Source organism: Bradyrhizobium sp. 41S5 (genome assembly GCF_011516665.3).
Classification (GTDB): domain Bacteria; phylum Pseudomonadota; class Alphaproteobacteria; order Rhizobiales; family Xanthobacteraceae; genus Bradyrhizobium; species Bradyrhizobium quebecense.
In genome coordinates this window covers 7,973,350-7,999,457 of the sequence record NZ_CP083721.1, presented here as the reverse complement: position 1 = coordinate 7,999,457, position 26,108 = coordinate 7,973,350, and the positions used below count along the sequence as shown (strand labels likewise).

Here is a 26,108-nt window from a genome sequence, read left to right as displayed (position 1 = left end):
GCAGGGAGGAATGAATGAGGAAGGTCACTCTCGCCGCCGTGGCGCTTGCAGCTGTTTTCGCGCTGCCTGCAGCGCCCGCACTGGCGCAGACCAATGAAATCACCATCGGCATCTCGATCTCGACCACGGGCCCCGCCGCGGCGCTCGGCATCCCCGAGCGCAACGCGCTCGATTTCGTGCCGAAGGAGATCGGCGGCGTGCCGCTGAAGCTGATCGTGCTCGACGACGCCGGCGATCCGACGGCTGCGACCACCAATACGCGGCGCTTCGTCACCGAGTCCAAGGCCGACATCATCATGGGCTCCTGCATCACGCCGACGACGATCGCGGTCTCGACGGTCGCCAACGAGGCCGGCATCCCGCATCTCGGCCTCGCGCCGTTCCCGATCAACGAGGCCCGCGCAAAATGGTCGGTCGACCTGCCGCAGTCGATTCCGATCATGGGCAAGGTGCTCTACGAGCACATGAAGGCGCACAACATCAAGACCGTCGGCTATATCGGCTATTCGGATTCCTACGGCGATCTCTGGGTCAACGACTTCAAGGCGCAGGCCGTGCCGATGGGCCTGACCATGACCGATGAGGAGCGCTTCGCGCGTCCGGATACGTCGGTCGCGGGCCAGGTGCTGAAGCTCGTCGCCGCCAATCCCGATGCCATCCTGGTCGGCGCCTCCGGCACCGCCGCGGCGCTGCCGCAGACTGCGCTGCGCGAGCGCGGCTACAAGGGCCTGATCTACCAGACCCACGGTGCCGCCACGATGGACTTCATCCGCATTGCGGGAGCGTCCGCGGAAGGCGTCATCATGTCGGCCGGCCCGGTGATGTCGCCGGAAACCCAGCCCGACAGCGCGCTGACCAAGAAGCCGGGCCTGACGCTGAACGCGGCCTATGAAGCCAAGTACGGCGCCAACAGCCGCAGCCAGTTCGCCGGCCATTCCTATGACGCCTTCGAGGTGCTGAAGCGCATCATCCCGACGGCGCTGAAGACCGCCAAGCCCGGCACGCCGGAATTCCGCGAGGCGATCCGCCAGGCCTTCATCTCCGAGAAGGAGATCGTCGCGTCCCAGGGCGTCTACAACTGGACCGAAAAGGACCGCTACGGCCTCGACGACCGTTCGCGCATCCTGCTGACGGTCAAGGACGGCAAATACGTCCCGGCAATGTGAGCTGGTCGCGATCCGCGGAAACGAAGCAGCCGGTCCCGATGAGGGGCCGGCTTTTCATGAGCGGGGCGATGGCGCCTAGATCGCGCTCTCGCCCTCGAGGTGGAAGCCGAGATAGCTGGCGGCGACGCCCTTGTTGGCGGCAATGTCCTTCGCGGAGCCGCTAAGCACGAACTCGCCGAGCTCCATCACATAGGCGCGGTCGGCGATCTGCAGCGCGGCCTGGGCGTTCTGCTCGACCAGCAGCACCGAGACGCCGGCTGCGCGGAGCTCGCCGACGATGCGGAAGATGTCGGCGACGATGATCGGGGCGAGGCCGAGGCTCGGCTCGTCCAGCATCAGCAATTTCGGCGCGCCCATCAGCGCGCGGCCCATCGCCAGCATCTGCTGCTCACCGCCGGACAGCGTGCCGGCGAGCTGCCTGCGCCGCTCCTTGAGCCGCGGAAACAGCGTGTAGACCCGCTCCAGCGAGCGTGCTGCGGTTGCCTTCGTGATCCGGAAGGCGCCGAGCTCGAGATTGTCCTCGACATTCATGGTGCCGAACAACTCGCGATGCTCGGGCACCAGGCTCAGGCCTGTCGCGACGCGGTCCTCGATATCGAGCGACGCCATGTCGACGCCGGCGAAGGTGGTGCGGCCCCGCAGCGGCAGCACGCCCATGATGGCATTGAGCAGCGTGGTCTTGCCGGCGCCGTTGGCGCCGATGATGGTGACGATCTCGTTGTCGGCGACGTCGAGCGAGACGCCGCGCACGGCCTCGACCTTGCCGTAGGCGATATGGACGTCGGTCACCGATAGCAGCGCACTCATGCGGCGGCTCCGAGATAGGCCTTGATCACGTCGGGGTTGCGCTTGATCGCAGCCGGCGTGCCTTCGGCGATCTTGGTGCCGAAATCGAGCACCACGATGCGGTCGGCGAGATCCATCACGAACCCCATATCGTGCTCGACCAGCAGCACCGACATGCCGCCGTCGCGCAATTGCCGGAGCAGCGCGGCCAGCCGCTGCTTCTCCATGTGGCGCAGCCCGGCCGCCGGTTCATCGAGCAGCAGCAACGTCGGATCGACGCACAGTGCACGCGCAATCTCGACGATGCGTTGCTGGCCGAGCGACAGCGAACCCGCGAGCTGGTCGATCTGGTCGGACAGGCCGACTCGTTCGATCTGACGCGCGGCTTCCGCCAGCAGCTTCGCCTCATCAGTGCGGTCGAGCCGCAGCATGCTGGAGATCGCGCCGGAATTGCCGCGCAGATGCGCGCCGATCGCGACGTTCTCCAGCACGGTCATGTCGGGCACCAGCTTGACGTGCTGGAACGTGCGGGCGACGCCGAGCTTGACCACCTCCTGCGGCGGGGCGTTCGCGACCTCCTTGCCCTGCACGGCGATCTTGCCGCTGGTTGCGGCCAGGACGCCGGTGATCAGGTTGAAGGTCGTGCTCTTGCCGGCGCCGTTCGGGCCGATCAGCGCGACGATCTCGCGGGCGTTGACGTCGAAGGAGACGTCGTTCACCGCGAGCACGCCGCCGAACTGTTTGCGCGCCTTGTCGATGTGCAGCAGCACCGGGGACGTTCCCGCCGCCCGCTCTCGGTGTTCCAGCTTCACGGATGTGTCCGGCGTCTTGCGGGTCGGCTTGAACGGCAGGCGCGACATCAGCCAAGGCCAGACGCCCTGCGGTGCGAGCTGCAACAGCAGCACCAGCATGATGCCGAACACGATGGTCTCGAGCTGGCTCTGGCCGCCGAAGATGTAGGGCAGGTAGCTCTGCAGCACCTCCTTGAGGATCACGACGATGCCGGCGCCGAGCACGCCGCCCCACACGTAACCGGCGCCGCCGACGACCGCGATGAACAGGTACTCGATGCCGGCCTGCGCGCCGAACGGCGTCGGGTTGGCGGCGCGCTGGAAATGCGCGTAGAGCCAGCCGGACAGGCCGGCCAGCACCGCGGCATAGATGAACACCAGCAGCTTGGCGCGCGGCGTCTGCACGCCGAACGCCTCGGCTGCGATATGGCCGCGGCGCAAGGCGCGGATGGCGCGGCCGGTGCGGGAATCCAGCAGGTTCATGGTCAGGAGCGCGGAGAACAGCACTGCGACCCAGATCGCGTAATAGATCGTGTCCGGGCTCAGCATCTTGAACGCGCCGATCGAGAGCGGCGGAATGCCCGAAATGCCGTCGTTGCGGCCGAGGAATTCGAGCTTGCTGAACAGGTAGAACAGGCCGATGCCCCAGGCGATGGTGCCGAGCGGCAGATAGTGGCCTGACAGCCGCACCGTGACGAGGCCGAGCAGCACGGCGGCAATGCCGCTGACCACGAGCGAAGCCGGCAGCGTCAGCCACGGCGAGACGCCGTAGGCGGTGGTCAGCACCGCCGTGGTGTAGGCGCCGAAGCCGCAGAACGCGGCCTGTCCGAACGAGGTGAGGCCGCCGACGCCGGTTAGCAGTACCAGCCCCATCGCGACCAGCGCGGCGAGGCCGATATTGTCGAGCAGCACAATCCAGAACGGCGGGATGCCCGGCAGAAGCGGGATCACCGCCATCACGAGTGCGAAGATGATGAGAGGGAGGCGCTGTGTCATCGCGTTCAATCCTTCTCTTCCTCGACCTGGGGCGCTGCGAGCGAGCGCAGCACCAGGACGGGAAGGATCAGCGTGAACACGATGACTTCCTTGAAATTACTGGCGTAGAACGACGAGAAGGCCTCGACGATGCCGACCACGATGGCCGCGACCGCGGTCAGGGGATAGCTGACCAGGCCGCCGATGATGGCGGCGATAAAACCCTTCAGGCCGATCAGGAAGCCGGTGTCGTAATAGAGCGTCGTGATCGGCACGATCAGAATGCCCGAAATCGCGCCGATTACGGAGGCGAGCAGGAATGCGATCTGGCCCGACAGCGTGGTGCGGATGCCGACGAGGCGGGCGCCGAGGCGATTGACCGCGGTGGCGCGCAACGCCTTGCCGGTCTTGGTGTAGCCGAAGAACAGCCACAGCCCCACGATGAAGCCGACCGTCAGGCCGTAGACGGCGAGGCTCTGGCCGGTGAAGCGCAGCGGACCGGCGGTCACCGCGGCACTCGACAGTGCCGGGCCGCGCAGGCCTTCGGCGCCGAAGAACACCAGGCCGAGGCCTTGCAGCGCCAGATGGCAGCCGACCGAGGCGATCAGGAGCACCAGCACGGAGGTGTGCGCGATCGGCTGGAAGGCGATGCGATAGAGAAACAGCCCGATCGCCGCCACGATCAGCAGCGCCAGCGCAATGTTGACGGCGATCGGCGTATGGGGACCAACCAGCGCATAGACGAGGCCGAGCAGCGCTGCGGGAAAGACGATGTTGAGCGCGACCGAGCGGATCACCAGCCGGGCATGCAGCGCCTTGCGGGCGAAGAACAGATCCAGCGCGAACGCGACGAGGCCCATCGCGACGGCAAGGCGCACGGTGCCGGGCACCTGGCCGGTTGCCAGCATGGCGTAGCTCAACGCGCCGTAGGTGACGAATTCGCCCTGCGGGATCAGGATCACCCGCGTCACCGCGAACACCAGCACCAGGGCCAGCCCGAGCAGTGCGTAGATCGCGCCATTGGTGATGCCGTCCTGCAGCAGGAACAGCATGATCGTTGTGTTCAAGGCCGAGCGCTCCCCCTCAAGCGTCGGACCGCCGCAGCCGGCTGTGCCGGTTGGGTCGGCCGATACCGGCTGTTGATAGCCGTCGATATTTGATATGGTGCATAACGATTATTAGATATAATCTCAAGGTCCCCGAGCGTCCCGCGGGGTTTTTGTACCGGGATTGCGAGCCTGGAGCGATGACTGTTTCCAAAACCGCCTCCGATGCCGTCCGTTCGTCGCGTGCCCTGCGCAGGGAACCGGTCGATCCTGCCGGGGACGACAGCATGCTGCAACTGGGCGAACTGTCCGGACTGCTCGGCTATTCGCTGAAGCGCGCGCAGCTCAAGGTATTCGAGGACTTCCTGCGCTGCGTCGCGCCGCTGCAGTTGACGCCGGCGCAGTTCTCGGTGCTGCTGCTGCTCGACAAGAATCCGGGCCGCAACCAGACCGAGATCGCCAACACGCTCGGCATCCTCAGGCCGAATTTCGTCGCCATGCTCGACGCGCTGGAGAGCCGCGACCTTTGCGCGCGGATGCGCTCGACCAACGACCGCCGCTCCCACATCCTCGTCCTGACCGACAAGGGCCGCGCCGTGCTGGCGCGCGCCAAGAAGCTGGTCGCCAACAAGCACGAGGCGCGCCTGATCGAGGTGCTCGGCCCGGCCAACCACGCCGCGCTGCTGGAGATGCTGGCCAAGCTCGCGCAGGAGTTTTGAGCGGCGGGTTTCGGCCCCTCAGCCGTCATTGCGAGGAGCGACAGCGACGAAGCAATCCATGTCTCCGCACGTGACGCGATGGATTGCTTCGCTTCGCTCGCAATGACGGGGAGAGAGCGGTGCGCGTCAGTCGACTAAAATCACCCTGACGTCGTTGACGTTGGTCAGCGTCGGGCCGGTCAGCAACAAATCGCCGGTCTGTGCGAAGAAGCCGGTGGCATCGTTGTTCTCGAGATAGGCCCTCGGATCGAGGCCGATCGATTTCATCTTCGCGAATGTCGCCTGATCGATCACGGCTCCGGCGGGGTCGGTGGCGCTGCCGGCGCCGCCGTCGGCACCGTCGGTGTCGGCGGCGAGCGCCGAGATGTCGGGCGTGTCCTTGAGCAGGTCGGCCAGCGCCAGCGCGTACTCCTGGTTGGGGCCGCCGCGGCCGTTGCCGCGCACCGTCACCGTAAGTTCGCCGCCGGAGATGATCGCGACGCGCTTGCGCTCGCCGTGGGCCTTCAGCGCGAGCCTGGCGTGTCCGGCCGCAACGTCGCGGGCCTCGCCTTCGAGGTCGGCGCCGAGCGCGATCGTCTCGTAGCCGGCGTCCTGCGCGACCTTTACCGCGGCGTCGATCGAGGCCTTGGGCTTTGCCAGCAGCTCGAACGTCGCCCGCGCAAAGGCGGGGTCGCCCGGCTTGCAGCTCTCGTTCCTGGGATCGTCGAGCGCGCGGCGGACCGCGTCATCGACGGAGAGGTTGTACTTCGCGACCAGCGCGCGGGCATCCGCGAGCGTAGTCGGGTCCGGCACCGTCGGCCCCGAGGCGATCGCGGAGGGATCGTCATGCGGCACGTCGGAAATCGCCAGCGTGACGATCTCGGCGGCGTGCTGGCCGGCACGCGCCAGCCGTCCGCCCTTGATCCGCGACAGATGCTTGCGGACGATGTTCATCTCGCCGATCGGCGCGCCGGAGCGCAGCAGCGCGCGGTTGACCTGCTGCTTCTGGGCAAAGCTCACGCCCTCGACGGGCGCGATCCAGTTCGCCGAGCCGCCGCCGGTCAGCAGCACCAGTAGAAGATCGTCGGACGTGGCTTCCGCCGCCAGCCGCAGCGTATCGTCAGCCGCCCGCAGGCCGGCTTCATCGGGCACCGGGTGGCCGGCCTCGACCACCTTGATACGGCGGGTCGGCACGCCGTGGCCGTGGCGGGTGGTGGCGATGCCGACCAGTCGCGATGGCGCGAGGCCGAGCGTGTCGAGATAGTGCCGCTCCGCCGCCGCGGCCATGGCGCCGGCGCCCTTGCCGGCGGCGAGGCAGATCACGCGTCCCTTCGGCGCCGGCCGAAGCCGCGATGCCAGCACGACATCGGGATGCGCGGCCGCCACCGCGGCATCGAAGATCGAACGCAGAAAAGGACGACGGTCGGTCATGGCTGTGCTTTCGTTACGCGGTCAGTTTCCGGCGACTTCGCCGCTGATGACGTCGCCGAACAATTGCCAGCGCTCGCCCTTGAACTGCATCAGCTGCAATTGCTCGATCGGCTGGAAGTCGGACGGCCCGGTCGACAGCGTCACGCCGGGCAGCAGGCCGCCCTGCGCAAACTGCTTCAGGCTCGCCGCCTGCTTCATCACGTTGGCGCGGGTGAGATCGTCGCCGCAGCGGCGCAGCACCTCGACCATGGTGGTCGCCATGTTGTAGCCCGTCATCGCCGAGGCATCGACGCGGTTGGTGTCGGGCATGTACTTGGCGAGCAGTTCGTCGAACGCCTTCATGCCGGCATCGTCCTTCCACTGCGGATCGCTGGCGTCCTTGGCGTAGGCCGCCGAGATCACGCCCTGCGCATTGTCGAGCCCCGCCGGACGCATCACCGTCGCGGTGGAGGCCGAGACATTGGAGACGATCGTCACCGGCTTCCAGTTCATCTCGCCGAGTTTCTTGATCGCCTGGGCGCCGAATTTCGGCGTGGTGAAGAAGATGATGACGTCGGGGTTGGCGGATTTCAGCCGCACCACATGGGAATCGATGGTGGGCTCGGCGACCTCGTAGCTCTCCTTGGCGGCAATCCGCGCCGGATCGCTGGCGAAGCCGTCTTCCAGGCCCTTCAGGTAGTCCTTGCCCATGTCGTCGTTCTGATAGAGCACCGCGACCTTGGCGGAGGGCTTCTCCTTGAGCAGATATTTCGCGTAGATCCGCGACTCGCTCTGGTAGCTCGGCAGCCAGCCCATGGTCCACGGGAACGCCTTCGGATCGTTCCACTTGGTCGCGCCGGTGGCGACGAACAGCTGCGGCACTTTCTTGGCGTTGAGGTATTTCTGGATCGCGGTGTTGGAGGCGGTGCCGAGCGTGCCAAACAGGAACAGCACCTCGTCGCTCTCGACCAGCTTGCGCGCCTGCTCGACCGCCTTCGGCGGCGAATAGGCATCATCATAGGAAATGAAATTGATCTTGCGGCCGTTGATGCCGCCATCGTCGTTGACCTTCTTGAACACCGCGGCCATCGCCTTGCCGACCACGCCATAGGCCGACGCCGGGCCGCTATAGGGCACGATGTTGCCGATCTTGATCTCGGTATCGGTCGCACCGGTGTCGTATTTCTTCTGCGCCAACGCGGCATTGCCGGTCACGGCGGCGACGGCGAGGCCGAGCAGGGCGGTTGCAACACGGTGACGGATCGGCTTCGGCATCTCCCGAAAACTCCTTGTTGTTGCCGGCGCGCAAGGGCGCCGGGTTCTCTTCGGTTCTTGCCGGTTTTCCTAGCGCATTGCCGGGCAAAGTGTAAGCAGGCATCGCCCGGGCCGGTTGGCCCATGGTGAATGAAAAGCCCCCTGCGACGGTATCGCAGGGGGCCATTGTCAGTCGGTTGTCGGCAGGAAATCAGCCGCCGACGTCGGCGCTGATGATATCGCCGAACAGTTCCCATTTCTCGCCCTTGAACTTCATCAGTTGCAACTGGCTGATCGGGGCGAAATCATTCGCGGCGGTGTTGATCTTGATGCCGGGCAGCAGCACTTCGGTGCGGAAATCCTGCAGGCTTGCCGCCTGCTTCATGATGTTCTCGCGCGTGAGGTTGTCGCCGCACTGCTTGAGCACCTGAACCAGGGTCTGCGCCACGCCGTAGCCGGTCACGGTGCCACCGTCGAGCTTGTCGCCCTCGGGGAAGTCCTTGGCCATGAAGGCGTAGAATTCCTTCATGCCGGGATCATTGTCCCACTGCTTGTCCGAGGGGTCCTTCAGATAGGCGGCAGAGATGATGCCCTGCGCGTTCTCGTAGCCGGCCGGCCTGATCACGCTGCCGACCGATGCCGACACGTTGTTGAGGAAGTGCGTGGGCTTCCAGCCGACCTCGGCGACCTTCTTGATCGCCTGCGCCGCGAATTTCGGCGTCGCGATGTCGATGAAGACGTCGGCGTTGCTGGCCTTCAGCTTGACGATGTGGTTGTCGATGGTCGGCTCGGAGGTCTCGAAGCTCTCTTCGGCGACGATCATGCCGGCGGCCTTCTGGCCGAGGCCGTCCTTCAGGCCCTTCAGATAGTCCTTGCCGTAGTCGTCATTCTGGAACAGCACCGCGATCTTGGCGTTCGGCATGTTTTTCAGGATGTACTTTGCGTAGATCTGGGTCTCGCTCTGGTAGTTGGGCTGCCAACCCATGGTCCAGGGAAAGTCCTTCGGGTCGTTCCACTTGGTGGCGCCGGTGGCAACAAACAGCTGCGGCACCTTCTTGGAATTCATGTATTTCTGGATCGCCGAGTTCGACGGCGTGCCGAGCGAGTTGAAGATCAGCAGCACCTCGTCGCTTTCGACCAGCTTGCGGGCCTGTTCCACGGCTTTCGGCGGCGAGTAGGCGTCATCATAGGAGATGAAGTTGATCTTGCGGCCGTTGATGCCACCGGCATCGTTGATCTTCTTGAAATAGGCGGCCTCGGTGCGGCCGATGATGCCGTAGGCGGAGGCGGGTCCGCTGTAGGGCATGATGTTGCCGATCTTGATCTCGGTGTCGCTGGCGCCGGTGTCGTATTTCTTCTGGGCAAGCGCAGCGCTGCTGGATGTCGCGACGAGCGCGAGCGCGGCCCCGAGGACCGCAAGTCTTGTGGTAGCGGACATCTATGTCTCTCTCCCTGTTGTCAGACGATGTGTCGCGGCCCTCTTGTTTCGAGGGCTCTGTTATTTGACTGTAGTGATTAGCATTTCAGGCGGCCCGTCTCAATGAAAAGCCCCTGCGACAACGCCGCAGGGGCTCTCGTCTTTAGTCGACAATTCCGGGTTAACCGCCGACGTCGCCGCTCAAAATCTCGCCAAAGCGCTCCCAGGTCTGGCCCTTGAAGCGGATCAATTGCAGTTGCGAGAGCGGCGCGAAATCGGTCGCCGAGGTGTTGACCTTGACACCCGGCAACAGGCCGCCGGGTTCGTAATCGCGAATGCTGGCCGCCTGCTTCATGACGTTCTCGCGGGTCAGGTCGTCGCCGCACGCCTTGAGCACATGCACCAGGCCCTGCGAGACGATGTAGGCGTACATCACCGAGGCATCGGCGCGGTTCGCTTCCGGATAGTATTTATCGAGGAACTCGTTCCAGGCGATCATTGCCTTGTCGGTCTTCCACTGCGGGTCGGTCGGGTCCTTGAAATATTGCGATGAGATGATGTCCTGGGCGTTCTCGAAGCCCGCGGGCTTGATCACGCTGCCGATCGATCCGGAGACGTTGTTGAGGAAATGCAGCGGATGCCAGTTGAGTTCGGCGTTCTTCTTGATCGCCTGCGCCGCGAATTTCGGAGTCGTGATGTTGAAGAACACATCGGCGCCGGAGGCCTTGAGCCTGACGATGTGGGAGTCGATGGTCGGCTCCGTCACCTCGTAGCTGTCCTCGGCGACGATCATCGATGCGGCCTTGGCGCCGAGCCCGTCCTTGAACCCCTTCAGATAGTCCTTGCCGTAATCGTCGTTCTGGTAGAGCACCGCGATCTTGGCGTCAGGCTTGTTCTTCAGGATGTACTTTGCGTAGATGATGGACTCGCTCTGGTAGTTGGGCTGCCAGCCCATCGTCCAGGGAAATTCCCTCGGGTCGTTCCACTTGGTGGCGCCGGTGGCGACGAACAACTGCGGCACCTTCTTCTGGTTCATGTATTTCTGGATCGCCGAGTTCGGCGGCGTGCCGAGCGAATTGAAGATCAGCAGCACCTCGTCGCTCTCGACGAGCTTGCGCGCCTGCTCGACGGTCTTCGGTGGTGTGTAGGCATCGTCATAGCTGATGAAGGTGACCTTGCGGCCGTTGATGCCGCCCTCGGCGTTGATCTTGCGGAAATAGGCCTCCTCGGTCTTGCCGATCACGCCATAGGCGGAAGCCGCTCCGCTGTAGGGCATGATGTTGCCGATCTTGATTTCGCTGTCGGAGGCACCGATGTCGTATTTCTTCTGCGCGACGGAGGGACTCGTGGTCGCTGCGAGCAATGCGAGGGCAGCCGAAAAGGCCCCCAACCGCAAATGGATAGCAGGCATTTTGATCTCCCTTGGATCACGGTGAATGTGTCACGATTTTTGGAGTGGGAGCACTTTGCGGCCCCTCGCGGCATTGAATACCTTTCATCAGGTGCCAGCAACAAAAAGCCCCCCGCGGCGCTGCCGCGGAGGGCGTCATTTAGTCGAACGCGTTGCGAGGAAAGCCGGTGCCGCACAAACGCCTCGCAGCACACGCGAAGCGTTTGCGTGGAGATCGTGCACCGTCCTAGTTGCTGAGCCCGCTCGAGATGATGTCGCCGAACAGCTCCCACTTCTCGCCCTTGAAGCGCATCAGCTGCAACTGCTTGATCGGTGCGAAGTCGGTGGCCGAGGTGTTGATGCTGATGCCCGGCAGCAGCGTGCCGGGGACAAAATCCTTCAGGCTCGCAGCCTGCTTCATGATGTTGGCGCGGGTGAGGTCGTCACCGCACATCTCCAGCACCTGCACCATGGTCTGTGCGGCGGCGTAGCCGAAGGAGGTGGCGCCGTCGAGCTTGTTGGCGTCGGGATAATCCTTCTTGAGGAAGGCAAGAAATTTCTCCATGCCGGGATCCTTGTCCCATTGCGGATCGGCGCCGTCCTTGAGATAGGACGCCGAAAGGATGCCCTGCGAATTCTCGAAGCCGGCCGGCTGCATGACGCCGCCGACCGAGGCTGAGACATTGGCGACGAACTGCAAGGGCGTCCACGCGATTTCGGCGGCCTTCTTGATCGCCTGCGCCGCGAATTTCGGTGACGTGATGCTGATGAAGGTGTCGGCGCCGGCGGCTTTCAGCTTGACGATATGACTGTCGATCGCAGGCTCCGACGTCTCGTAAGCTTCTTCGGCGACGATCATCGAGGCCTTGTCGCCGAAGGCGTCCTTCAGGCCCTTGAGGTAGTCCTTGCCGAAATCGTCGTTCTGGTAAAGCAGCGCAACCTTGGCATCGGGCTTGTGCTTCATGATGTATTTTGCGTAGACCCGCGCCTCGTCCTGGTAGGACGGCTGCCAGCCCATGGTCCATGGATAGTTCTTGGGGTCGTTCCACTTGGAGGCGCCGGAGGCGATGAACAGCTGCGGCACCTGCTTCTCGTTCATGTATTTCCGGATCGCGGCGTTGCCTGCGGTGCCGACCGAGCCGAACAGCAGCAGCACCTCGTCGTTCTCGACCAGCTTGCGCGCCTGCTCCACCGTCTTGGGCGGCGAGTAGCCGTCGTCGTAGGAGATGAACGTGATCTTGCGGCCGTGGATGCCGCCAGCCTCGTTGATCATCTTGAAGTAGGCGGCCTCGGTCCTGCCGATCACCCCATAGGCCGAGGCGGGACCGCTGTAGGGCATGATGTTGCCGATCTTGATCTCGGTGTCGCTGGCCCCGGTGTCGTATTTCTTCTGGGCCAGCGCGACATTGCAGCTCGTCAGGAGCAGAGCGAATGCGGACAAGAGCACCGTCAGGGACGGACGTGCGGCAGTCATGGTTTCCCCTCGGGTTCTTGGTTCGGAGTATTCAATACGATCGGCGCGGGGCGTCAACAAAAAGCCCCCGCGACTGTTATCGCGGAGGCTGTTGTTTTATTCCCGCAGTGCAACGTCACTCAGAGGGGACGTCGCCGGAAATGATGTCACCGAACAGTTCCCACTTCTGACCCTTGAAGCGCTGCATCTGCAACTGGGCGATAGGGGCGAAGTCGGTGGCCGAGGTGTTGATCTTGACGCCGGGCAGCAGGGTGTCCGGCGTAAAGTCCTTCAGGCTCGCCGCCTGCTTCATGACGTTGGCGCGGGTAAGGTCGTCGCCGCACATTTCCAGCACCTTGGCGAGCGTCTGCGCGGCGCCGTAGCCGTAGACATAGCCGCCGTCGGTCTTGTCGGCGCCCGGCATGTACTTGTCGAGAAACTCGGACCACTTCTTCATGCCGGGGTCGTTATTCCACTGCGAGTCGGCGCCGTCCTTGGCGTAGGCCGCGGACAGCACGCCCTGGGCGTTGTCGAAGCCGGCCGGCTGCATCACGCTGCCGACCGAGGCCGACACGTTGGTGATGATCTGCAGCGGCTTCCAGCCGAGCTCGGCGGTCTTCTTGATGGTCTGCGCGCCGAACTTCGGCGTGGTGTAGATCAGCAGCACGTCGGGATTGGCGGCCTTGATCTTGACGATGTGGCCGTCGATCGACGGCTCGGACACCTCATAGCTCTCCTCCATGATGATGCTGGAGGCCGCCTTGGCGCCGAAACCGTCCTTGGTGCCCTTGAGGTAGTCTTTGCCGAAATCGTCGTTCTGATAGAGGATCGCGACCTTGGCGTCGGGCTTCTCCTTCATCAGCCACTTGGCATAGATCTGCGCTTCGCTCTGGTAGCTCGGCTGCCAGCCCATGGTCCACGGGAAGTTCTTCGGATCGTTCCACTTGGTGGCGCCGGTGGCGACGAACAGCTGCGGGATCTTCTTGGAATTCAGGTATTTCTGGATCGCGGTGTTGGACGGCGTGCCGAGCGGGTTGAAGACCAGCAGCACTTCGTCGCTCTCGACCAGCTTGCGCACCTGCTCGACCGCTTTCGGCGGCGAATAGGCGTCGTCATAGCTGACGAAATTGACCTTGCGGCCGTTGATGCCGCCGCGGTCGTTGATCATCTTGAAGTAGGCTTCTTCGGTCTTGCCGATCACGCCGTAGGCGGAGGCCGGTCCCGAATAGGGGATGATGTTGCCGACCTTGATCTCGGTATCGCTTGCGCCGGTGTCGTATTTCTTTTGGGCGAATGCGGCAGTGGACGTCGCGGCCACAGCGACGATCGCCGCGGAAATCGCGGCGATCCGAACGGTAGAAAGCATAATGTCTCCTGGTTTGGTTCTAAAGATTCTTAGTTTTTCTTGAGCTTTGCGGCCAGTTGCTGGGCAACGATCGCAACCTGCCTGGCGCCGTGCGGCACGAGGAAGATGACGAGGAACAGCAGCACGCCGAACACCGCGCCGGAAAGGCCCTTCGAGATGCCTTCGGCGATGTTCGGCACGAAGATGATGAAGGCAGAGCCTACGATCGAGCCGGGCAGCCAGCCGACGCCGCCGACCACCATGCCGAGGAACAGCGAGATCGCGAGCTGGATAGTGTAGCCGTCGGGCGCCACGAACTGCACCGCGATGGCGCCGAGACCGCCGGCAACGCCGGTGATGCCGGCCGAGACGCCGAACGCCAGCGTCTTGTACAGCGCGACATCGACGCCCATCGCGGAGGCCGCGATCTCGTTGTCGCGGATCGCCATGAAGGCGCGGCCGGACCGCGAGCGCAACAGGTTTACCGAGGCGATGTAGATCGCGATCCCGACCGCCAGGGTGAAGTAATAAAGCCACATATCCTGCGACAGCGGCAGGCCGAACGGGGCATCCGGCTTGGTGACGACGAGGCCCTGCACGCCGCCGGTCCAGTGCTCGAAATAGCCGAGCTTGAGCAGTTGCGGCATTGCGGTGGCGAGCGCGAAGGTCGCGAGCGCCAGATAGACGCCGGATAGCCGCAGCGCCGGCTGGCCGAACAGGAAGCCGAAGCCGAAGCAGACGATGCCGGCGACCGGCAGCGTCAGGGCATAGTTCATGCCTGCATGCTCCATCAGGATCGCCGACGTATAGGCGCCGACGGCGTAGAACGCGCTCTGGCCGAGCGAGAACTGGCCGCTTCCGCCGGTCAGGATGTTGAGCGCCATCACCGCAAGCGCGTAGATCAGAAGCATCGTCATCTGGAAGATGATGAAGTTCTTCACGAACAGCGGGATCAGGATCAGCGCGGCGAGCACGACGAGCGAGGTGCCGTAGCCCAGCGTCATGGCACGCTTGGGCACAGCCTCGACGGCGGGGGCTTCTGTGACGATTTCTTCAGCGGCGCTCATGATCAAACTCGCTTGACGATGGCGCGGCCGAACAGGCCTGCCGGTTTAACGACCAGGACGACGATGATCAGCGCGAGCGCGATCGGAAGTTTCAGTTCATTGCCGACGCCGGGGATGTAGGTGCCGACGAGGTTCTCGAAGATGCCGACCAGGAAACCGCCCATCACGGCGCCGAACGGCGAGGTCAGGCCGCCGAGCACGGCCGCGGCGAATCCGTAGATCAGCACGCCGAGCATCATGTTCGGCTCGAGGAACACCACCGGCGCGATCATCATGCCGGCGATCGAGCCGATCGCGGACGCCATGCCCCAGCCCAGCGCGATCATCCACGAGGTATTGATGCCGACCAGCCGGGCCGATTCAGGCAGCGAGGCGGCCGCCCGCATCGCAAGGCCGACCCGGGTGAAGCGGAAGAAGAAGAACAGCAGCACCAGCATCAGCAGCGTGATGCCGATCATGCCGGCCTGGTGGGTCGAGATCAGCTGGCTGCCGAGGAACGGCGAGGAGCCGAACGGCGTCGGATACTGCTTGATGGTGAAGTCCCAGATCAGGCCGGCGACCGAGTTGATGATCGCATACAGCGCGATGAAGCCGGCGACATTGGTCAGGATCGGGGCCTTGGCCAGCGGCTTGAACAGCAACCGCTCGATGACGATGCCGGCGGCAAACGAAAACGCGACGGTGAGCACGAAGGCGCCCCAATATGGCACACCCCATTGCATCAGCTGCCAGGACACGAAGGTCGAGAACATCGCCATTTCGCCCTGGGCGAAATTCAGATGGTCGATGGCCTGGTAGATCATCACGACCGCGAGCGCCATGCAGGCATAGATCGCGCCCGTGGCGATGCCGGCCAGGACCTGGTTGGCAAAAAGCTCCATTGTGCCAGCTCCTCAGTAGCCGAGATAGGATTTGCGGACGTCTTCGTTGTTCGCGATGTCCTTGGCATTGCCCGACATCACGATCCGTCCGGTTTCGATCACGTAGGCCTGGTCGGCGAGCTCGAGCGCGAGCTGCGCGTTTTGCTCGACCACCAGGATGGTCACCTTTTCCTCGCGATTGATCTTGCCGAGGATGCGGAACAGGTCGCGCACGATCAGCGGCGCGAGGCCGAATGACGGTTCGTCGAGCAGCATCAGGCGCGGCCGCAGCATCAGGGCGCGCGCCACGGCGAGCATCTGCTGCTCGCCGCCCGACAGCGTGCCGGCCTGCTGGGTGTAGCGCTGCTTCAGCACCGGGAAATGCTCGTACATCCGCTCGATGTCGGAGCCGATGGCGTTCTTGTCGGAACGGCTGATGGCGCCGAGCTGCAGGTTTTCCTCCACCGTCATGTTGGTGAAGGTGCCGCGGCCCTGCGGCACATGGGCGATGCCGAGGCGGACCACATTTTCAGTGGAACGGGTGCCGATCGGCTTGCCCTCGAACTCGATCGCGCCGGTCGAACGCACCATGTTGCAGATCGCCCGCAGCGTGGTGGTCTTGCCGGCGCCGTTGGCGCCCAGCAGGGTGGTCAAAGAACCCTCGTTGAGCGAGAAACTGAGGCCGTGCAGGGCCTGGACCTGACCGTAATAGGCGCGCAGGTCCTTGACGTTGAGCATCGCTGTCATTGGTCCTTGCTCCCCAGATAGGCCTTGATGACGTCGGGGTCGGCCTGGACCTGGGCCGGCGTGCCTTCGGCCAGCTTGCGGCCGAAATTGAGCGCGACGACGTGGTCGGCGATCGACATCACGAGACCCATGTGATGCTCGACCAGCAACACCGTAATTTTACGGTCATCGCGGATTTTGCGGATCAAATCGCCGAGCACATAGACTTCCTCGTGATTGAGGCCGCCGGCCGGCTCGTCGAGCAACAGGATCTTCGGATCCGCGGCCAGGGCGCGCGCCAGTTCGACGCGCTTCTGGGTGCCGAACGGAAGTCCCGAAACCACGGTGTGGGCGACGTCCTCGAGATCGAGATAGCCGAGGATGTCGTGCACCTTCCTGTTCATGTCGTTCTCGCCGCGGCGAACCCAGGCGAGGCGCAGCGAGTCGCTGACGATGTCGCTCGAGGTGCGCGCATGCGCGCCGACGCGCACATTGTCGATCACGGACAGATTGGGGAACAGCGCGACGTTCTGGAAGGTGCGGCCGATGCCGATCTCGGCAATCCGGTGCGGCGGCCGCGACAGGATGCTCTTGCCTTCCATCAGGATGTCGCCGGACGACGGCTGATAGAGCCGCGACAGGCAATTGAACAGCGTCGTCTTGCCGGCGCCGTTCGGTCCGATCAGGCCGAGGATCTGCCCATGGCGCATGTCGAACGACACGCCATTCAGTGCAATGATGCCGCCGAACACGACGCTGACGTCGCGAACCGCGAGCAGGGGATCATTCCCCTGCGCGAGCTGTGCCTGCGTCATCTCGTCTCGCCCGCCATCTCTGAGCGGTGCGAGCGGCCCTGCGATGGATTTCGCCGGACCCGATGGAGGCTATCTGATCCCCTCGGCCAAACGTGCAACTTTCCCTCCTACTCTGGTCTTTTTGCTTTGTTCTTTTTTGGATTGCGGCGCTATTCCACCGAGCGCCTGCTCGATGTTCCTTACCATCGCGACAAGGCGAGGTCCAATGTCGTTGAGCAATCTGTCTTCCGTGAAGCGGAATGCCGGCGCGCCGCAATTGAAGGCGTAAGGACCGGTTCCGTCGTTCAGTCTCAATGCAACGCCGGCCGCGGCGACGTCGTCCTGCCAGTCGCCGGTGGACAGGGTGAAGCCGTGCTTCGCCACCGTCTCGCCGGAACGCTCGATACCGTCGCGGATCTTGGCCCAGCGGCTGCCATAGTGATCCCGCAGCTCACGCAGTAGAGCCGCACGTTCTTCGGGTGGCAATGCCCAAATATAGGCACGTCCCATCGCAGTGGTTGCGATCGGAATGCGCGAACCGACGTCGAGTTGCACGCCGAGCGTCAGGCCGTTCCGGCTCTGGCCGAAATAGATCATGCTGTGACGGTCGCGGCCGCCGACCGCGACCGCGCCGCCGGTCGCGCGCATCACTTCTTCTCGATACGGCTCGGACAAATGCCGAACGCCGAGGTTGGCGAGCGCGGCGTAGCCGAGCGCCATCGCCGACGGCGCGAGCTGATACTTTTCGAATTTCGGTACAGGTGTAAGGTATCCCAGCTTGGTCAGCGTGTAGGTCAGCCGGGAAATGGTCGGCTTCGGTAACTTGGTGCGGGCTGCAATCTCCTGATTGCCGAGCAGCCCGTCATTGGGCTGAAATGCACGCAGGACATCCAGTCCGCGGGAAAGCGCGACGACGAAATTGCGATCGGTCGCTGCTTTCTTGCTGGCGCGCTTCATTCCCTGCCCTTGTCATGCTCGTTGACAAGGCTCGTGCTTCAAAATAACCCTCCGTGTCAAGATGTGGAATTAAATTTCGCAGTGCGAAATTGGTCTAATCCTAGCGGCTCGACGCAAGTCGTGCAGCTACTCAACACAAGTTCAAGAACAAGCATCCAGGGAGAGTCCCGGTGAGTGAAGTCGTCAAGCTCGAACGTCATGACAACATTGCCGTCGTCACGGTTAACGGTCCGCCGGTGAACGCGCTGAGCGCTGCCGTGCGCGGCGGCATCTTCGATTGCGTCAAGAGCGCCATCGATGACGCGCAGGTCCAGGGTATCGTGCTGACCTGTGCCGGCCGCACCTTCATCGCCGGCGCCGACATCACCGAATTCGGCAAGCCGCCGAAGCCGCCCGGCCTCGCCGAAGTGCTGAGCCTGATGGAGAGCTCGCCGAAGCCGATCGTTGCCGCGATCCACGGAACCGCGCTCGGCGGTGGCCTCGAGGTCGCGCTGGCCTGCCACTATCGCGTCGCCACCAAGGACGCCAAGCTCGGTCTGCCCGAGGTGAAGCTCGGCCTGCTGCCGGGTGCCGGCGGCACCCAGCGTCTGCCGCGTGCGGTCGGTCCCGAGCTCGCGGTCAAGATGATCGTCGGCGGCGATCCGATCGGTGCGGACGCGGCGCTGAAGGCCGGCCTGATCGATGAGATCGTCGAGGGTCCGGCGTCGGGCGGTGAGGCATTTGCGCGCAAGGTGGTTGCCGAGAAGCGTCCGCTGCGCAAGCTGCGCGATGACGACAGCAAGCTCGCCGCGGCCAAGGCCGACCGTTCGATCTTCACCAATGCGGTCGCCGCGCTGACCAAGAAGTCGCGCGGCCTCGAGGCGCCGTTCGCCGCCGCCGACGCCGTCGGCGCCGCGATCGACCTTCCGTTCGATGAGGGTCTGAAGAAGGAGCGCGAGGGCTTCCTCAAGCTGATGAACGGCGAACAGTCCAAGGCGCAGCGTTACGCCTTCTTCGCCGAGCGCGAGGCCGCCAAGATCTCCGGCGTTCCGGAAGGCACCAAGGGCCGCAACGTGGCGCGCGTCGCCATCCTCGGCGCCGGCACCATGGGCGGCGGCATCGCGATGTCGTTCGCCAATGCCGGCATTCCGGTCACCCTGATCGAGACCGGCGAGGAGCAGCTCAAGCGCGGCATGGGCATCATGCAGAAGAACTACGAGGCGACCGCCGCGCGCGGTGGCATCCCGGCGGACGCGCCCGCCAAGCGCATGGCGCTGATCAACGGCGTCGTCGGCATCGAGAACATCGGCGACGCCGATCTGGTGATCGAGGCGGTGTTCGAGACCATGGCGGTCAAGAAGGAAGTGTTCGGCAAGCTCGATCAGTACGCCAAGCCGGGCGCGGTGCTGGCCTCCAACACCTCCTACCTCAACATCGACGAGATCGCGAAGGCGACCAAGCGTCCGCAGGACGTGCTCGGCATGCACTTCTTCTCGCCGGCCAACGTCATGAAGCTGTGCGAGATCGTGCGCGCCGACAAGACCGCGCCGGATGCGCTGGTCACCGCCGTCTCGATCGCCCGCAAGATCGCCAAGGTGCCGGCCGTGGTCGGCGTCTGCGACGGCTTTGTCGGCAACCGCATGCTGGCGCAGCGCGGCAAGCAGTCCGAGAAGCTGTTGTTCGAAGGCGCGCTGCCGCAGCAGGTCGATGCGGTCGTCACCAAGTTCGGCATGCCGATGGGCCCGTTCGCGATGGGCGATCTCGCCGGTCTCGATATCGGCTGGCGCTCGCGCAAGGACCGCGGCATCAAGTCGGAAATCGCGGACGCGCTGTGCGAAGCCGGCCGTTTCGGCCAGAAGACCGGCAAGGGCTACTACAAGTACGAGCAGGGCTCGCGCGCGGCGCTGCCCGATCCGGAGGTCGAGAAGCTGATCGACGAGACGCTGGCGCGCCTCGGCCGCAAGAAGCGCGTCGTCAGCGACGACGAGATCCTCGAGCGCATGATGTACCCGATGATCAACGAGGGCGCGAAGATCCTCGCCGAGGGTATCGCGGCGCGGCCGTCGGACATCGATGTGGTCTGGCTCTATGGCTATGGCTGGCCGATCTATCGCGGCGGTCCGATGTTCTGGGCCGATACCGTGGGCCTCAAGCACATCGCCGATCGCCTGGCCTTCTACGCGAAGGAGACCAACGATCCCTCGCTCGAGCCGGCGCCGCTGCTCAAGAAGCTCGCGGACGAAGGCAAGACCTTCGCCTCGCTCGCCGCCGCGTCGAAGACGGCGTGATCACCTTTGGCAATACGACGGCAGTGACAGGGTTCCCTCTCCCCTTGTGGGAGAGGGTTAGGGAGAGGGGTGGCCGCATCGGCACTGCCAGTGTGCCCCCCCTTCCCCAACCCCTCCCCACAAGGGGGAGGGGAGCCATCGCGCCGGTGCTCACCTCACATCAGTAGTCGATGCATCCATGACCTATCCGGGCGAACAATATTATCCCAAGGGCGTGCAGTGGAGCGACGAGATCACGCGCGGCACGCTGCCGGACCTGCTCTCGAATGCGGCCGCCGAGTTCGGCGCGCGTCCGGTGCTCGAATTCCGCGACCGGCAGATCAGCTACAGCGAGCTTGAGGCCCTGGTCGAGACTGCGGCTGCCGCCTTCATGCGGGCCGGTTACGGCAAGGGCACCTCGGTCGCGCTGTTTCTCGGCAACTCGCCCGATCACCCGATCAACTTCTTCGGTGCGCTGAAGGCCGGAGCACGCGTCGTGCATCTGTCCCCGCTCGACGGCGAGATCGCGCTGTCGCACAAGCTGTCCGATTCAGGCGCACGGGTGCTGGTCACCAGCAACCTGTCCGCGCTGTTGCCAACTGCGCTGAAATTCCTCGCCAAGGGGCTGCTCGACCGTCTGATCGTTTGCGAGGACGATCATTGGGGCAAGGTCGGCACACCGCAAGCCGCGCTGCCCGATAACCCCGCGATCATCACCCACCGCCAGTTCATCGACGGCGCAGTCAAGCCGTCGCAATGGCCCGCGGTCGACGTCGAGGACGTCGCGCTGCTGCAATATACCGGCGGCACCACGGGTCTGCCCAAGGGGGCGATGCTCAGCCACGGCAATCTCACCGCGGCGGTGTCGATCTATGATGTCTGGGGCAAGCCGGGGCGGCTCGAACGCAACGCGATCGAGCGCGTCATCTGCGTGCTGCCGCTGTTTCATATCTATGCGCTGACCGTCGTGCTGCTGTCGACGATCCGGCGCGGCCATCTGATCTCGCTGCATCAGCGCTTCGACGTCGAGGCCGTGATGCGCGACATCGAGGTCAAGCGTGCGACGGTGTTTCCCGGCGTGCCGACGATGTGGATCGCGATCGCCTCGCTTCCCGACCTCGACAAGCGCGATCTGTCCTCGCTGGTGGTCGCCGGCTCCGGCGGCGCGCCGCTGCCGGTCGAGGTCGCAAAGATCTTCGAGCGCCGCGTCGGCATGAAGCTGAAGAGCGGCTGGGGCATGACCGAGACCTGCTCGCCCGGCACCGGCCATCCCAAGGAAGGGCCGGAGAAGCCGGGCTCGATCGGGTTGATGTTGCCCGGCATCGAGATGGACGTGGTGTCGCTGGAGGATTCCACCAGGGTGCTGCCGGTCGGCGAGGTCGGCGAAATCCGCATCCGCGGCCCGAACGTCACCAAAGGTTACTGGAACAGGCCGGCGGAGACCGCGGAGGCCTTCGTCGGCGACCGCTTCCTCACCGGCGACATCGGCTACGTGGATGCCGACGGCTATTTCTATCTGGTCGACCGCAAGAAGGACATGATCATCTCCGGCGGCTTCAACGTCTATCCGCAGATGATCGAGCAGGCGATCTACACGCATCCCGCCGTGCAGGAAGTGATCGTGATCGGCATCCCCGACGACTACCGCGGCGAGGCGGCAAAGGCCTTCATCAAGCTGCGCGACGGCGAGAAAGTGTTCTCGGTCGACGAGCTGCGCGCGTTCCTCACCGGCAAGGTCGGCAAGCATGAATTGCCGGCCGCGGTCGAGTTCGTCGACGAGCTGCCGCGCACCCCGGTCGGCAAGCTGTCGCGTCACGAATTGCGCCAGCAGCAGCCCAAGACATCTCAACCCAAACCACAACAAACCGCATCAGGATCGCGCTCATGATGGACGATATGGTGCAATGAATCCGTCGTCCCGGCGAAAGCCGGGACCCATACGCCGCAGCCTGTGTAAGAGGCACAAGCGGCAGCCGGCTTTGCCAATTCCGATGGCCGGTGGTTATGGGTCCCGGCTTTCGCCGGGACGACATCGAGAGTGACGAAGCAATTGAACTTCAAAAGGAGGATCCGATGGATCTCGCTTTCACCAAGGAAGAGATAGCGTTTCGCGAGGAGGTACGGGAGTTCTTCAAGAACAACGTGCCGCCGGAGACCCGGCGCAAGCTGCAGGAAGGCCGCCATCTGTCGAAGGACGAGATGGTCACCTGGTGGCGCATCCTCAACAAGAAGGGTTGGGGCGTCACCCACTGGCCGAAGGAATATGGCGGCACCGGCTGGAGCACCGTGCAGCACTATATCTTCAACGAAGAGCTGCAGTCCTATCCGGCGCCGCAGCCGCTCGCCTTCGGCGTCAGCATGGTCGGCCCGGTCATCTACACCTTCGGCAACGAGAAGCAGAAGAAGGAATATCTGCCGCGCATCGCCAATGTCGACGACTGGTGGTGCCAGGGCTTCTCGGAGCCGGGCTCGGGTTCGGACCTTGCGTCGCTGAAGACCAAGGCCGAGCGCCGCGGCGACAAGTGGATCATCAACGGCCAGAAGACCTGGACCACGCTTGCCCAGCACGCCGACATGATCTTCTGCCTCTGCCGCACCGATCCGGCCGCGAAGAAGCAGATGGGCATCTCCTTCATCGTGTTCAGCATGAAGTCGAAGGGTGTCACCGTGCGCCCGATCCAGACCATCGACGGCGGCCACGAGGTCAACGAGGTGTTCTTCGACGACGTCGAGGTGCCCTACGAGAACCTGATCGGCGAGGAGAACAAGGGCTGGGACTACGCGAAATTCCTGCTCGGCAATGAGCGCACCGGCATCGCCCGGGTCGGCGTGTCGAAGGAGCGGCTGCGCCGCATCCGCGCGCTAGCCTCCAAGGTCGAGTCCGGCGGCCGTCCCGTCATCGAGGATCCGGCGTTCCGCGAAAAGCTCACGGCCTGCGAGATCGAGCTGAAGGCGCTCGAGCTCACCCAGCTCCGCGTCGTCGCCGACGAGGGCAAGCACGGCAAGGGCAAGCCCAACCCGGCTTCCTCGGTACTCAAGATCAAGGGCTCGGAAATCCAGCAGACCACCACCGAGTTGCTGATGGAGATCATCGGTCCGTTCGCCGCGCCCTACGACGAGCACGGCGATGCCGGCTCGAACGAGAGCATGGATTGGACCGCCCAGATCGCGCCGAGCTACTTCAACAACCGCAAGGTTTCGATCTACGGCGGCTCCAACGAGATCCAGCGCAACATCATCAGCAAGGCGGTGCTGGGGCTTTAAGCCGCACATTTGGCTGTCGTCCCCCGCCTTGTGCGCAATTGCGCACAGGTGCGGGGGACCCAGTACGCCGCGGCGGTCATGGCAGACAACGACTGCCAGCGATTGCTGGATCCCCGCATTCGCGGGGATGACGAGTGGAGATCAGGGCAGATGCCCGCGTGAATTTGGAGAGATGGTAAAATGGATTTTGATCTGTCCGAGGAGCAGCGGCTTCTCAAGGAAAGCGTCGACGGGTTGCTGGCTGATGCCTACGACTTCGATGCACGCAAGAAGTACATGAAGGAGAAGGGCGGCTGGAGCAAAGCGCTCTGGGGCAAGCTCGCCGAGCAGGGCCTGCTCGGTCTGCCCTTCGCGGAGACCGACGGCGGCTTCGGCGCCGGCGCGGTCGAGACCATGATCGTGATGGAAGCGCTCGGCAAGGCGCTGGTGGTCGAGCCCTACCTCGCCACTGTCGTGGTCGCCGGCGGCTTCCTGCGCCATGGCGGCTCGGCCGAGCAGAAGGCCAAGTACATCCCCGGCATCATCGACGGCAGCAAGACCTTCGGCTTCGCGCAGCTCGAGAAGAACTCCCGCTACGATCTCTTCGACGTCGTGACCACGGCAAAGAAGAAGGGCGACGGCTGGGTGATCGACGGCGAGAAGTTCGTCGTGCTGAACGGCGAGAACGCCGACACCTTGATCGTGACCGCGCGCACCAAGGGCGGCCAGCGCGACAAGACCGGCATCGGCGTGTTCCTGGTCCCGGCGGACGCCAAGGGCGTCACCAGGAAGGGTTATCCCACGCAGGATGGCCTGCATGCAGCTGACATCACCTTTACCAATGTCGAGGTCGGTGCGGACGCCGCGATCGGCGATCCCGAGAATGGCCTGCCCCTGATCGAGCGCGTGGCGGACGAAGCCCGCATTGCGCTGTGTGCGGAAGCCGTCGGCGCGATGGACGAGTCGCTGAAGGAGACCGTCGAGTACATCAAGACCCGCAAGCAGTTCGGCGTTGCGATCGGCTCGTTCCAGAGCCTGCAGCACCGCGCCGCCGACATGTTCGTCGCGCTGGAGCAGGCCCGCAGCATGTCGATGTTCGCGACCATGGCGTCGGACTTCAGCGATGCCAAGGAGCGTTCGTCCGCGGTCGCGGCCGCCAAGGTGCAGGTCGGCAAGTCCTTGAAGTTCGTCGGCCAGCAGTCGATCCAGCTTCATGGCGGCATCGGCATGACCATGGAAGCCAAGATCGGCCACTACTTCAAGCGGCTCACCATGATCGAGAACACGCTCGGCGATACCGACTACCACCTCCGTCGCGTCAGCGAGGGCGGCGGGCTGTTGGCGTAGGTCTCATCCGTCATTCCGGGGCAGCCCGAAGGGCTGAGCCCGGAATCCATTCCACCACGAACCATGCGGCTCAGCGGATTCCGGGTTCTCGCTTCGCGAGCCCCGGAATGACGCCTTGGAGAAAACAACAATGAAAAACACTCCGTTCGATCTCACCGGCCAGGTCGCGGTCGTCACCGGCTCGAGCCGCGGCATCGGCCGCTCCTCGGCGGAGCTGCTGGCCAAACTCGGCGCCAAGGTCGTGATCTCCTCGCGCAAGGCGGATGCCTGCCAGGAAGTCGCCGACGGCATCAAGAAGGCGGGCGGTGACGCGCTCGTCATCCCCTGCAACATCGCGCGCCGCGCGGAAGTCGAGGGACTGATCTCCGGCACGATCAAGCACTACGGCAAGATCGACATCCTGGTCTGCAACGCCGCGGTCAATCCCTATTACGGCCCGCTGCTCGACATCACGGACGAGGCCTTCGACAAGATCATGGGCTCGAACGTCAAGAGCAACATCTGGCTTTCCGCGCTGGCGATCCCGCAGATGGCCGAACGCGGCAAGGGCTCGGTCGTCATCATCTCCTCGATCGGCGGCCTGCGCGGCTCGACCGTGATCGGCGCCTACGGCATCTCCAAGGCGGCGGACTTTGCGCTGTGCCGCAGCCTCGCCGGCGAATGGGGCCCGAAGGGCGTGCGGGTCAATTGCGTGGCGCCGGGCCTGGTGAAGACCGATTTCGCCCGCGCGCTGTGGGAGGATCCGGACAATCTGAAGCGCCGCACCGCGTCGACGCCGCTCCGCCGCATCGGCGAGCCCGACGAGATCGCGGGCGCGGTGGCCTATCTCGCCTCCGATGCCTCGACCTTCATGACCGGCCAGACCATCGTGGTCGACGGCGGCGTGACGACGGCTGCGACGTAACGGCTGTTCCTTCGCCTCTCCCGCTTGCGGAATATGCCGGCGCGAGCCAGCCACCGCAGAATCAGTGTCGTCCCAGCGAAAGCAGGGACCCATAACCATCGCTCAGCATTGCTTATGCACGCTGTGGCCACAGCCTGCTCTAACAACTCGACCCTGTGGTTATGGGTCCCTGCTTTCGCAGGGACGACGGCTTGCGGGAGAGGGAGCGCAGCCCATTTGGCGCTTCTACCCCA

At 64.2% G+C, this 26,108-nt stretch carries 21 protein-coding genes; 7 read left to right on the top strand and 14 right to left on the bottom strand.

Features of this window, described 5'->3' with window-relative positions; all coding sequences use genetic code 11:
* Window positions 1-14 precede the first annotated feature (14 nt).
* On the top strand, window positions 15-1,166 hold the full coding sequence (locus HAP47_RS38315; RefSeq protein ID WP_173640337.1) for an ABC transporter substrate-binding protein: 1,152 nt from the start codon (window positions 15-17) through the stop codon (window positions 1,164-1,166).
* 75 nt (window positions 1,167-1,241) lie between these two features.
* Here HAP47_RS38315 and HAP47_RS38310 read toward each other — a convergent pair whose 3' ends face one another.
* From HAP47_RS38310 to HAP47_RS38300, 3 genes are read right to left on the bottom strand one after another with little or no spacing between them, the layout of a single operon-like run.
* The gene (locus HAP47_RS38310) at window positions 1,242-1,973 is read right to left on the bottom strand and encodes an ABC transporter ATP-binding protein (protein ID WP_173640338.1); all 732 of its coding nucleotides are present in this window, start codon (window positions 1,971-1,973) and stop codon (window positions 1,242-1,244) included.
* Window positions 1,970-3,739 (bottom strand): branched-chain amino acid ABC transporter ATP-binding protein/permease, encoded by a 1,770-nt coding sequence (locus HAP47_RS38305; protein WP_173640339.1) that lies wholly within the window; start codon window positions 3,737-3,739, stop codon window positions 1,970-1,972. Before HAP47_RS38305 ends, HAP47_RS38310 begins: the two co-directional genes overlap by 4 nt.
* A gap of 5 nt (window positions 3,740-3,744) precedes the next feature.
* A complete protein-coding gene (locus HAP47_RS38300; protein WP_173640340.1) occupies window positions 3,745-4,785 on the bottom strand; it encodes a branched-chain amino acid ABC transporter permease in 1,041 nt (346 codons plus the stop codon).
* A 179-nt stretch (window positions 4,786-4,964) separates the two neighbouring features.
* On the opposite strand from HAP47_RS38300, the gene HAP47_RS38295 reads away from it, so the two are divergent.
* Window positions 4,965-5,483, top strand: coding sequence for a MarR family winged helix-turn-helix transcriptional regulator (locus HAP47_RS38295; protein ID WP_097676731.1), 519 nt, complete (start codon window positions 4,965-4,967; stop codon window positions 5,481-5,483).
* A gap of 126 nt (window positions 5,484-5,609) precedes the next feature.
* On the opposite strand, the gene HAP47_RS38290 is transcribed toward HAP47_RS38295, so the two are convergent.
* The 11 genes from HAP47_RS38290 to HAP47_RS38240 form a co-directional block, all read right to left on the bottom strand.
* Window positions 5,610-6,893 (bottom strand): glycerate kinase type-2 family protein, encoded by a 1,284-nt coding sequence (locus tag HAP47_RS38290; RefSeq protein WP_173640341.1) that lies wholly within the window; start codon window positions 6,891-6,893, stop codon window positions 5,610-5,612.
* 21 nt (window positions 6,894-6,914) lie between these two features.
* Window positions 6,915-8,147: an ABC transporter substrate-binding protein gene (locus HAP47_RS38285; protein WP_173640342.1), complete on the bottom strand. Its 1,233-nt coding sequence runs from the start codon at window positions 8,145-8,147 to the stop codon at window positions 6,915-6,917.
* Between the two features lie 190 nt (window positions 8,148-8,337).
* Entirely contained in the window at window positions 8,338-9,564 is a 1,227-nt protein-coding gene (locus HAP47_RS38280; RefSeq protein WP_173640343.1) for an ABC transporter substrate-binding protein, read from the bottom strand.
* Window positions 9,565-9,724: 160 nt separating this feature from the next.
* Complete coding sequence (locus tag HAP47_RS38275; RefSeq protein WP_173640344.1) at window positions 9,725-10,954, bottom strand: ABC transporter substrate-binding protein; 1,230 nt, start codon at window positions 10,952-10,954, stop codon at window positions 9,725-9,727.
* Window positions 10,955-11,180: 226 nt separating this feature from the next.
* Window positions 11,181-12,407, bottom strand: a complete 1,227-nt coding sequence (locus tag HAP47_RS38270) for an ABC transporter substrate-binding protein (RefSeq protein ID WP_173640345.1) — start codon at window positions 12,405-12,407, stop codon at window positions 11,181-11,183.
* 115 nt (window positions 12,408-12,522) lie between these two features.
* Window positions 12,523-13,752, bottom strand: coding sequence for an ABC transporter substrate-binding protein (locus HAP47_RS38265; RefSeq protein WP_092119463.1), 1,230 nt, complete (start codon window positions 13,750-13,752; stop codon window positions 12,523-12,525).
* A gap of 29 nt (window positions 13,753-13,781) precedes the next feature.
* Window positions 13,782-14,798, bottom strand: coding sequence for a branched-chain amino acid ABC transporter permease (locus HAP47_RS38260; protein ID WP_173640346.1), 1,017 nt, complete (start codon window positions 14,796-14,798; stop codon window positions 13,782-13,784).
* Window positions 14,799-14,800: 2 nt separating this feature from the next.
* Complete coding sequence (locus tag HAP47_RS38255) at window positions 14,801-15,679, bottom strand: branched-chain amino acid ABC transporter permease (protein WP_076864183.1); 879 nt, start codon at window positions 15,677-15,679, stop codon at window positions 14,801-14,803.
* 12 nt (window positions 15,680-15,691) lie between these two features.
* Complete coding sequence (locus HAP47_RS38250) at window positions 15,692-16,405, bottom strand: ABC transporter ATP-binding protein (RefSeq protein ID WP_097676739.1); 714 nt, start codon at window positions 16,403-16,405, stop codon at window positions 15,692-15,694.
* Window positions 16,402-17,199, bottom strand: coding sequence for an ABC transporter ATP-binding protein (locus tag HAP47_RS38245; protein WP_173640347.1), 798 nt, complete (start codon window positions 17,197-17,199; stop codon window positions 16,402-16,404). The genes HAP47_RS38250 and HAP47_RS38245 overlap by 4 nt, the downstream gene beginning before the upstream one ends.
* 69 nt (window positions 17,200-17,268) lie before the next feature.
* Window positions 17,269-18,135 carry an IclR family transcriptional regulator gene (locus HAP47_RS38240; protein WP_173640348.1) on the bottom strand — a complete coding sequence of 289 codons (867 nt, stop codon included), beginning with the start codon at window positions 18,133-18,135 and terminating at the stop codon, window positions 17,269-17,271.
* 170 nt (window positions 18,136-18,305) lie between these two features.
* Here HAP47_RS38240 and HAP47_RS38235 point away from each other — a divergent pair, with 170 nt between their 5' ends.
* The 5 genes from HAP47_RS38235 (at window position 18,306) to HAP47_RS38215 (ending at window position 25,875) form a co-directional block, all read left to right on the top strand.
* A complete protein-coding gene (locus tag HAP47_RS38235) occupies window positions 18,306-20,402 on the top strand; it encodes a 3-hydroxyacyl-CoA dehydrogenase NAD-binding domain-containing protein (protein ID WP_173640349.1) in 2,097 nt (698 codons plus the stop codon).
* A 178-nt stretch (window positions 20,403-20,580) separates the two neighbouring features.
* Window positions 20,581-22,269 (top strand): dicarboxylate--CoA ligase PimA, encoded by a 1,689-nt coding sequence (gene pimA / locus HAP47_RS38230; protein ID WP_173640350.1) that lies wholly within the window; start codon window positions 20,581-20,583, stop codon window positions 22,267-22,269.
* A 185-nt stretch (window positions 22,270-22,454) separates the two neighbouring features.
* The gene (pimC, locus tag HAP47_RS38225; RefSeq protein WP_018269091.1) at window positions 22,455-23,645 is read left to right on the top strand and encodes a pimeloyl-CoA dehydrogenase large subunit; all 1,191 of its coding nucleotides are present in this window, start codon (window positions 22,455-22,457) and stop codon (window positions 23,643-23,645) included.
* A 180-nt stretch (window positions 23,646-23,825) separates the two neighbouring features.
* Complete coding sequence (gene pimD, locus HAP47_RS38220; RefSeq protein WP_092119439.1) at window positions 23,826-24,971, top strand: pimeloyl-CoA dehydrogenase small subunit; 1,146 nt, start codon at window positions 23,826-23,828, stop codon at window positions 24,969-24,971.
* Window positions 24,972-25,101: 130 nt separating this feature from the next.
* On the top strand, window positions 25,102-25,875 hold the full coding sequence (locus tag HAP47_RS38215) for an SDR family NAD(P)-dependent oxidoreductase (protein ID WP_092119436.1): 774 nt from the start codon (window positions 25,102-25,104) through the stop codon (window positions 25,873-25,875).
* The last annotated feature ends 233 nt before the right edge of the window (window positions 25,876-26,108 follow it).

Coding starts and splice junctions, on each gene's coding strand:
- HAP47_RS38315 (WP_173640337.1), top strand. CDS start 15: ATGAGGAAGGTCACTCTCGCCGCCGTGGCGCTTGCAGCTGTTTTCGCG.
- HAP47_RS38310 (WP_173640338.1), bottom strand. CDS start 1,973: ATGAGTGCGCTGCTATCGGTGACCGACGTCCATATCGCCTACGGCAAG.
- HAP47_RS38305 (WP_173640339.1), bottom strand. CDS start 3,739: ATGACACAGCGCCTCCCTCTCATCATCTTCGCACTCGTGATGGCGGTG.
- HAP47_RS38295 (WP_097676731.1), top strand. CDS start 4,965: ATGACTGTTTCCAAAACCGCCTCCGATGCCGTCCGTTCGTCGCGTGCC.
- HAP47_RS38290 (WP_173640341.1), bottom strand. CDS start 6,893: ATGACCGACCGTCGTCCTTTTCTGCGTTCGATCTTCGATGCCGCGGTG.
- HAP47_RS38285 (WP_173640342.1), bottom strand. CDS start 8,147: ATGCCGAAGCCGATCCGTCACCGTGTTGCAACCGCCCTGCTCGGCCTC.
- HAP47_RS38280 (WP_173640343.1), bottom strand. CDS start 9,564: ATGTCCGCTACCACAAGACTTGCGGTCCTCGGGGCCGCGCTCGCGCTC.
- HAP47_RS38275 (WP_173640344.1), bottom strand. CDS start 10,954: ATGCCTGCTATCCATTTGCGGTTGGGGGCCTTTTCGGCTGCCCTCGCA.
- HAP47_RS38270 (WP_173640345.1), bottom strand. CDS start 12,407: ATGACTGCCGCACGTCCGTCCCTGACGGTGCTCTTGTCCGCATTCGCT.
- HAP47_RS38265 (WP_092119463.1), bottom strand. CDS start 13,752: ATGCTTTCTACCGTTCGGATCGCCGCGATTTCCGCGGCGATCGTCGCT.
- HAP47_RS38260 (WP_173640346.1), bottom strand. CDS start 14,798: ATGAGCGCCGCTGAAGAAATCGTCACAGAAGCCCCCGCCGTCGAGGCT.
- HAP47_RS38255 (WP_076864183.1), bottom strand. CDS start 15,679: ATGGAGCTTTTTGCCAACCAGGTCCTGGCCGGCATCGCCACGGGCGCG.
- HAP47_RS38250 (WP_097676739.1), bottom strand. CDS start 16,405: ATGACAGCGATGCTCAACGTCAAGGACCTGCGCGCCTATTACGGTCAG.
- HAP47_RS38245 (WP_173640347.1), bottom strand. CDS start 17,199: ATGACGCAGGCACAGCTCGCGCAGGGGAATGATCCCCTGCTCGCGGTT.
- HAP47_RS38240 (WP_173640348.1), bottom strand. CDS start 18,135: ATGAAGCGCGCCAGCAAGAAAGCAGCGACCGATCGCAATTTCGTCGTC.
- pimA (WP_173640350.1), top strand. CDS start 20,581: ATGACCTATCCGGGCGAACAATATTATCCCAAGGGCGTGCAGTGGAGC.
- pimC (WP_018269091.1), top strand. CDS start 22,455: ATGGATCTCGCTTTCACCAAGGAAGAGATAGCGTTTCGCGAGGAGGTA.
- pimD (WP_092119439.1), top strand. CDS start 23,826: ATGGATTTTGATCTGTCCGAGGAGCAGCGGCTTCTCAAGGAAAGCGTC.
- HAP47_RS38215 (WP_092119436.1), top strand. CDS start 25,102: ATGAAAAACACTCCGTTCGATCTCACCGGCCAGGTCGCGGTCGTCACC.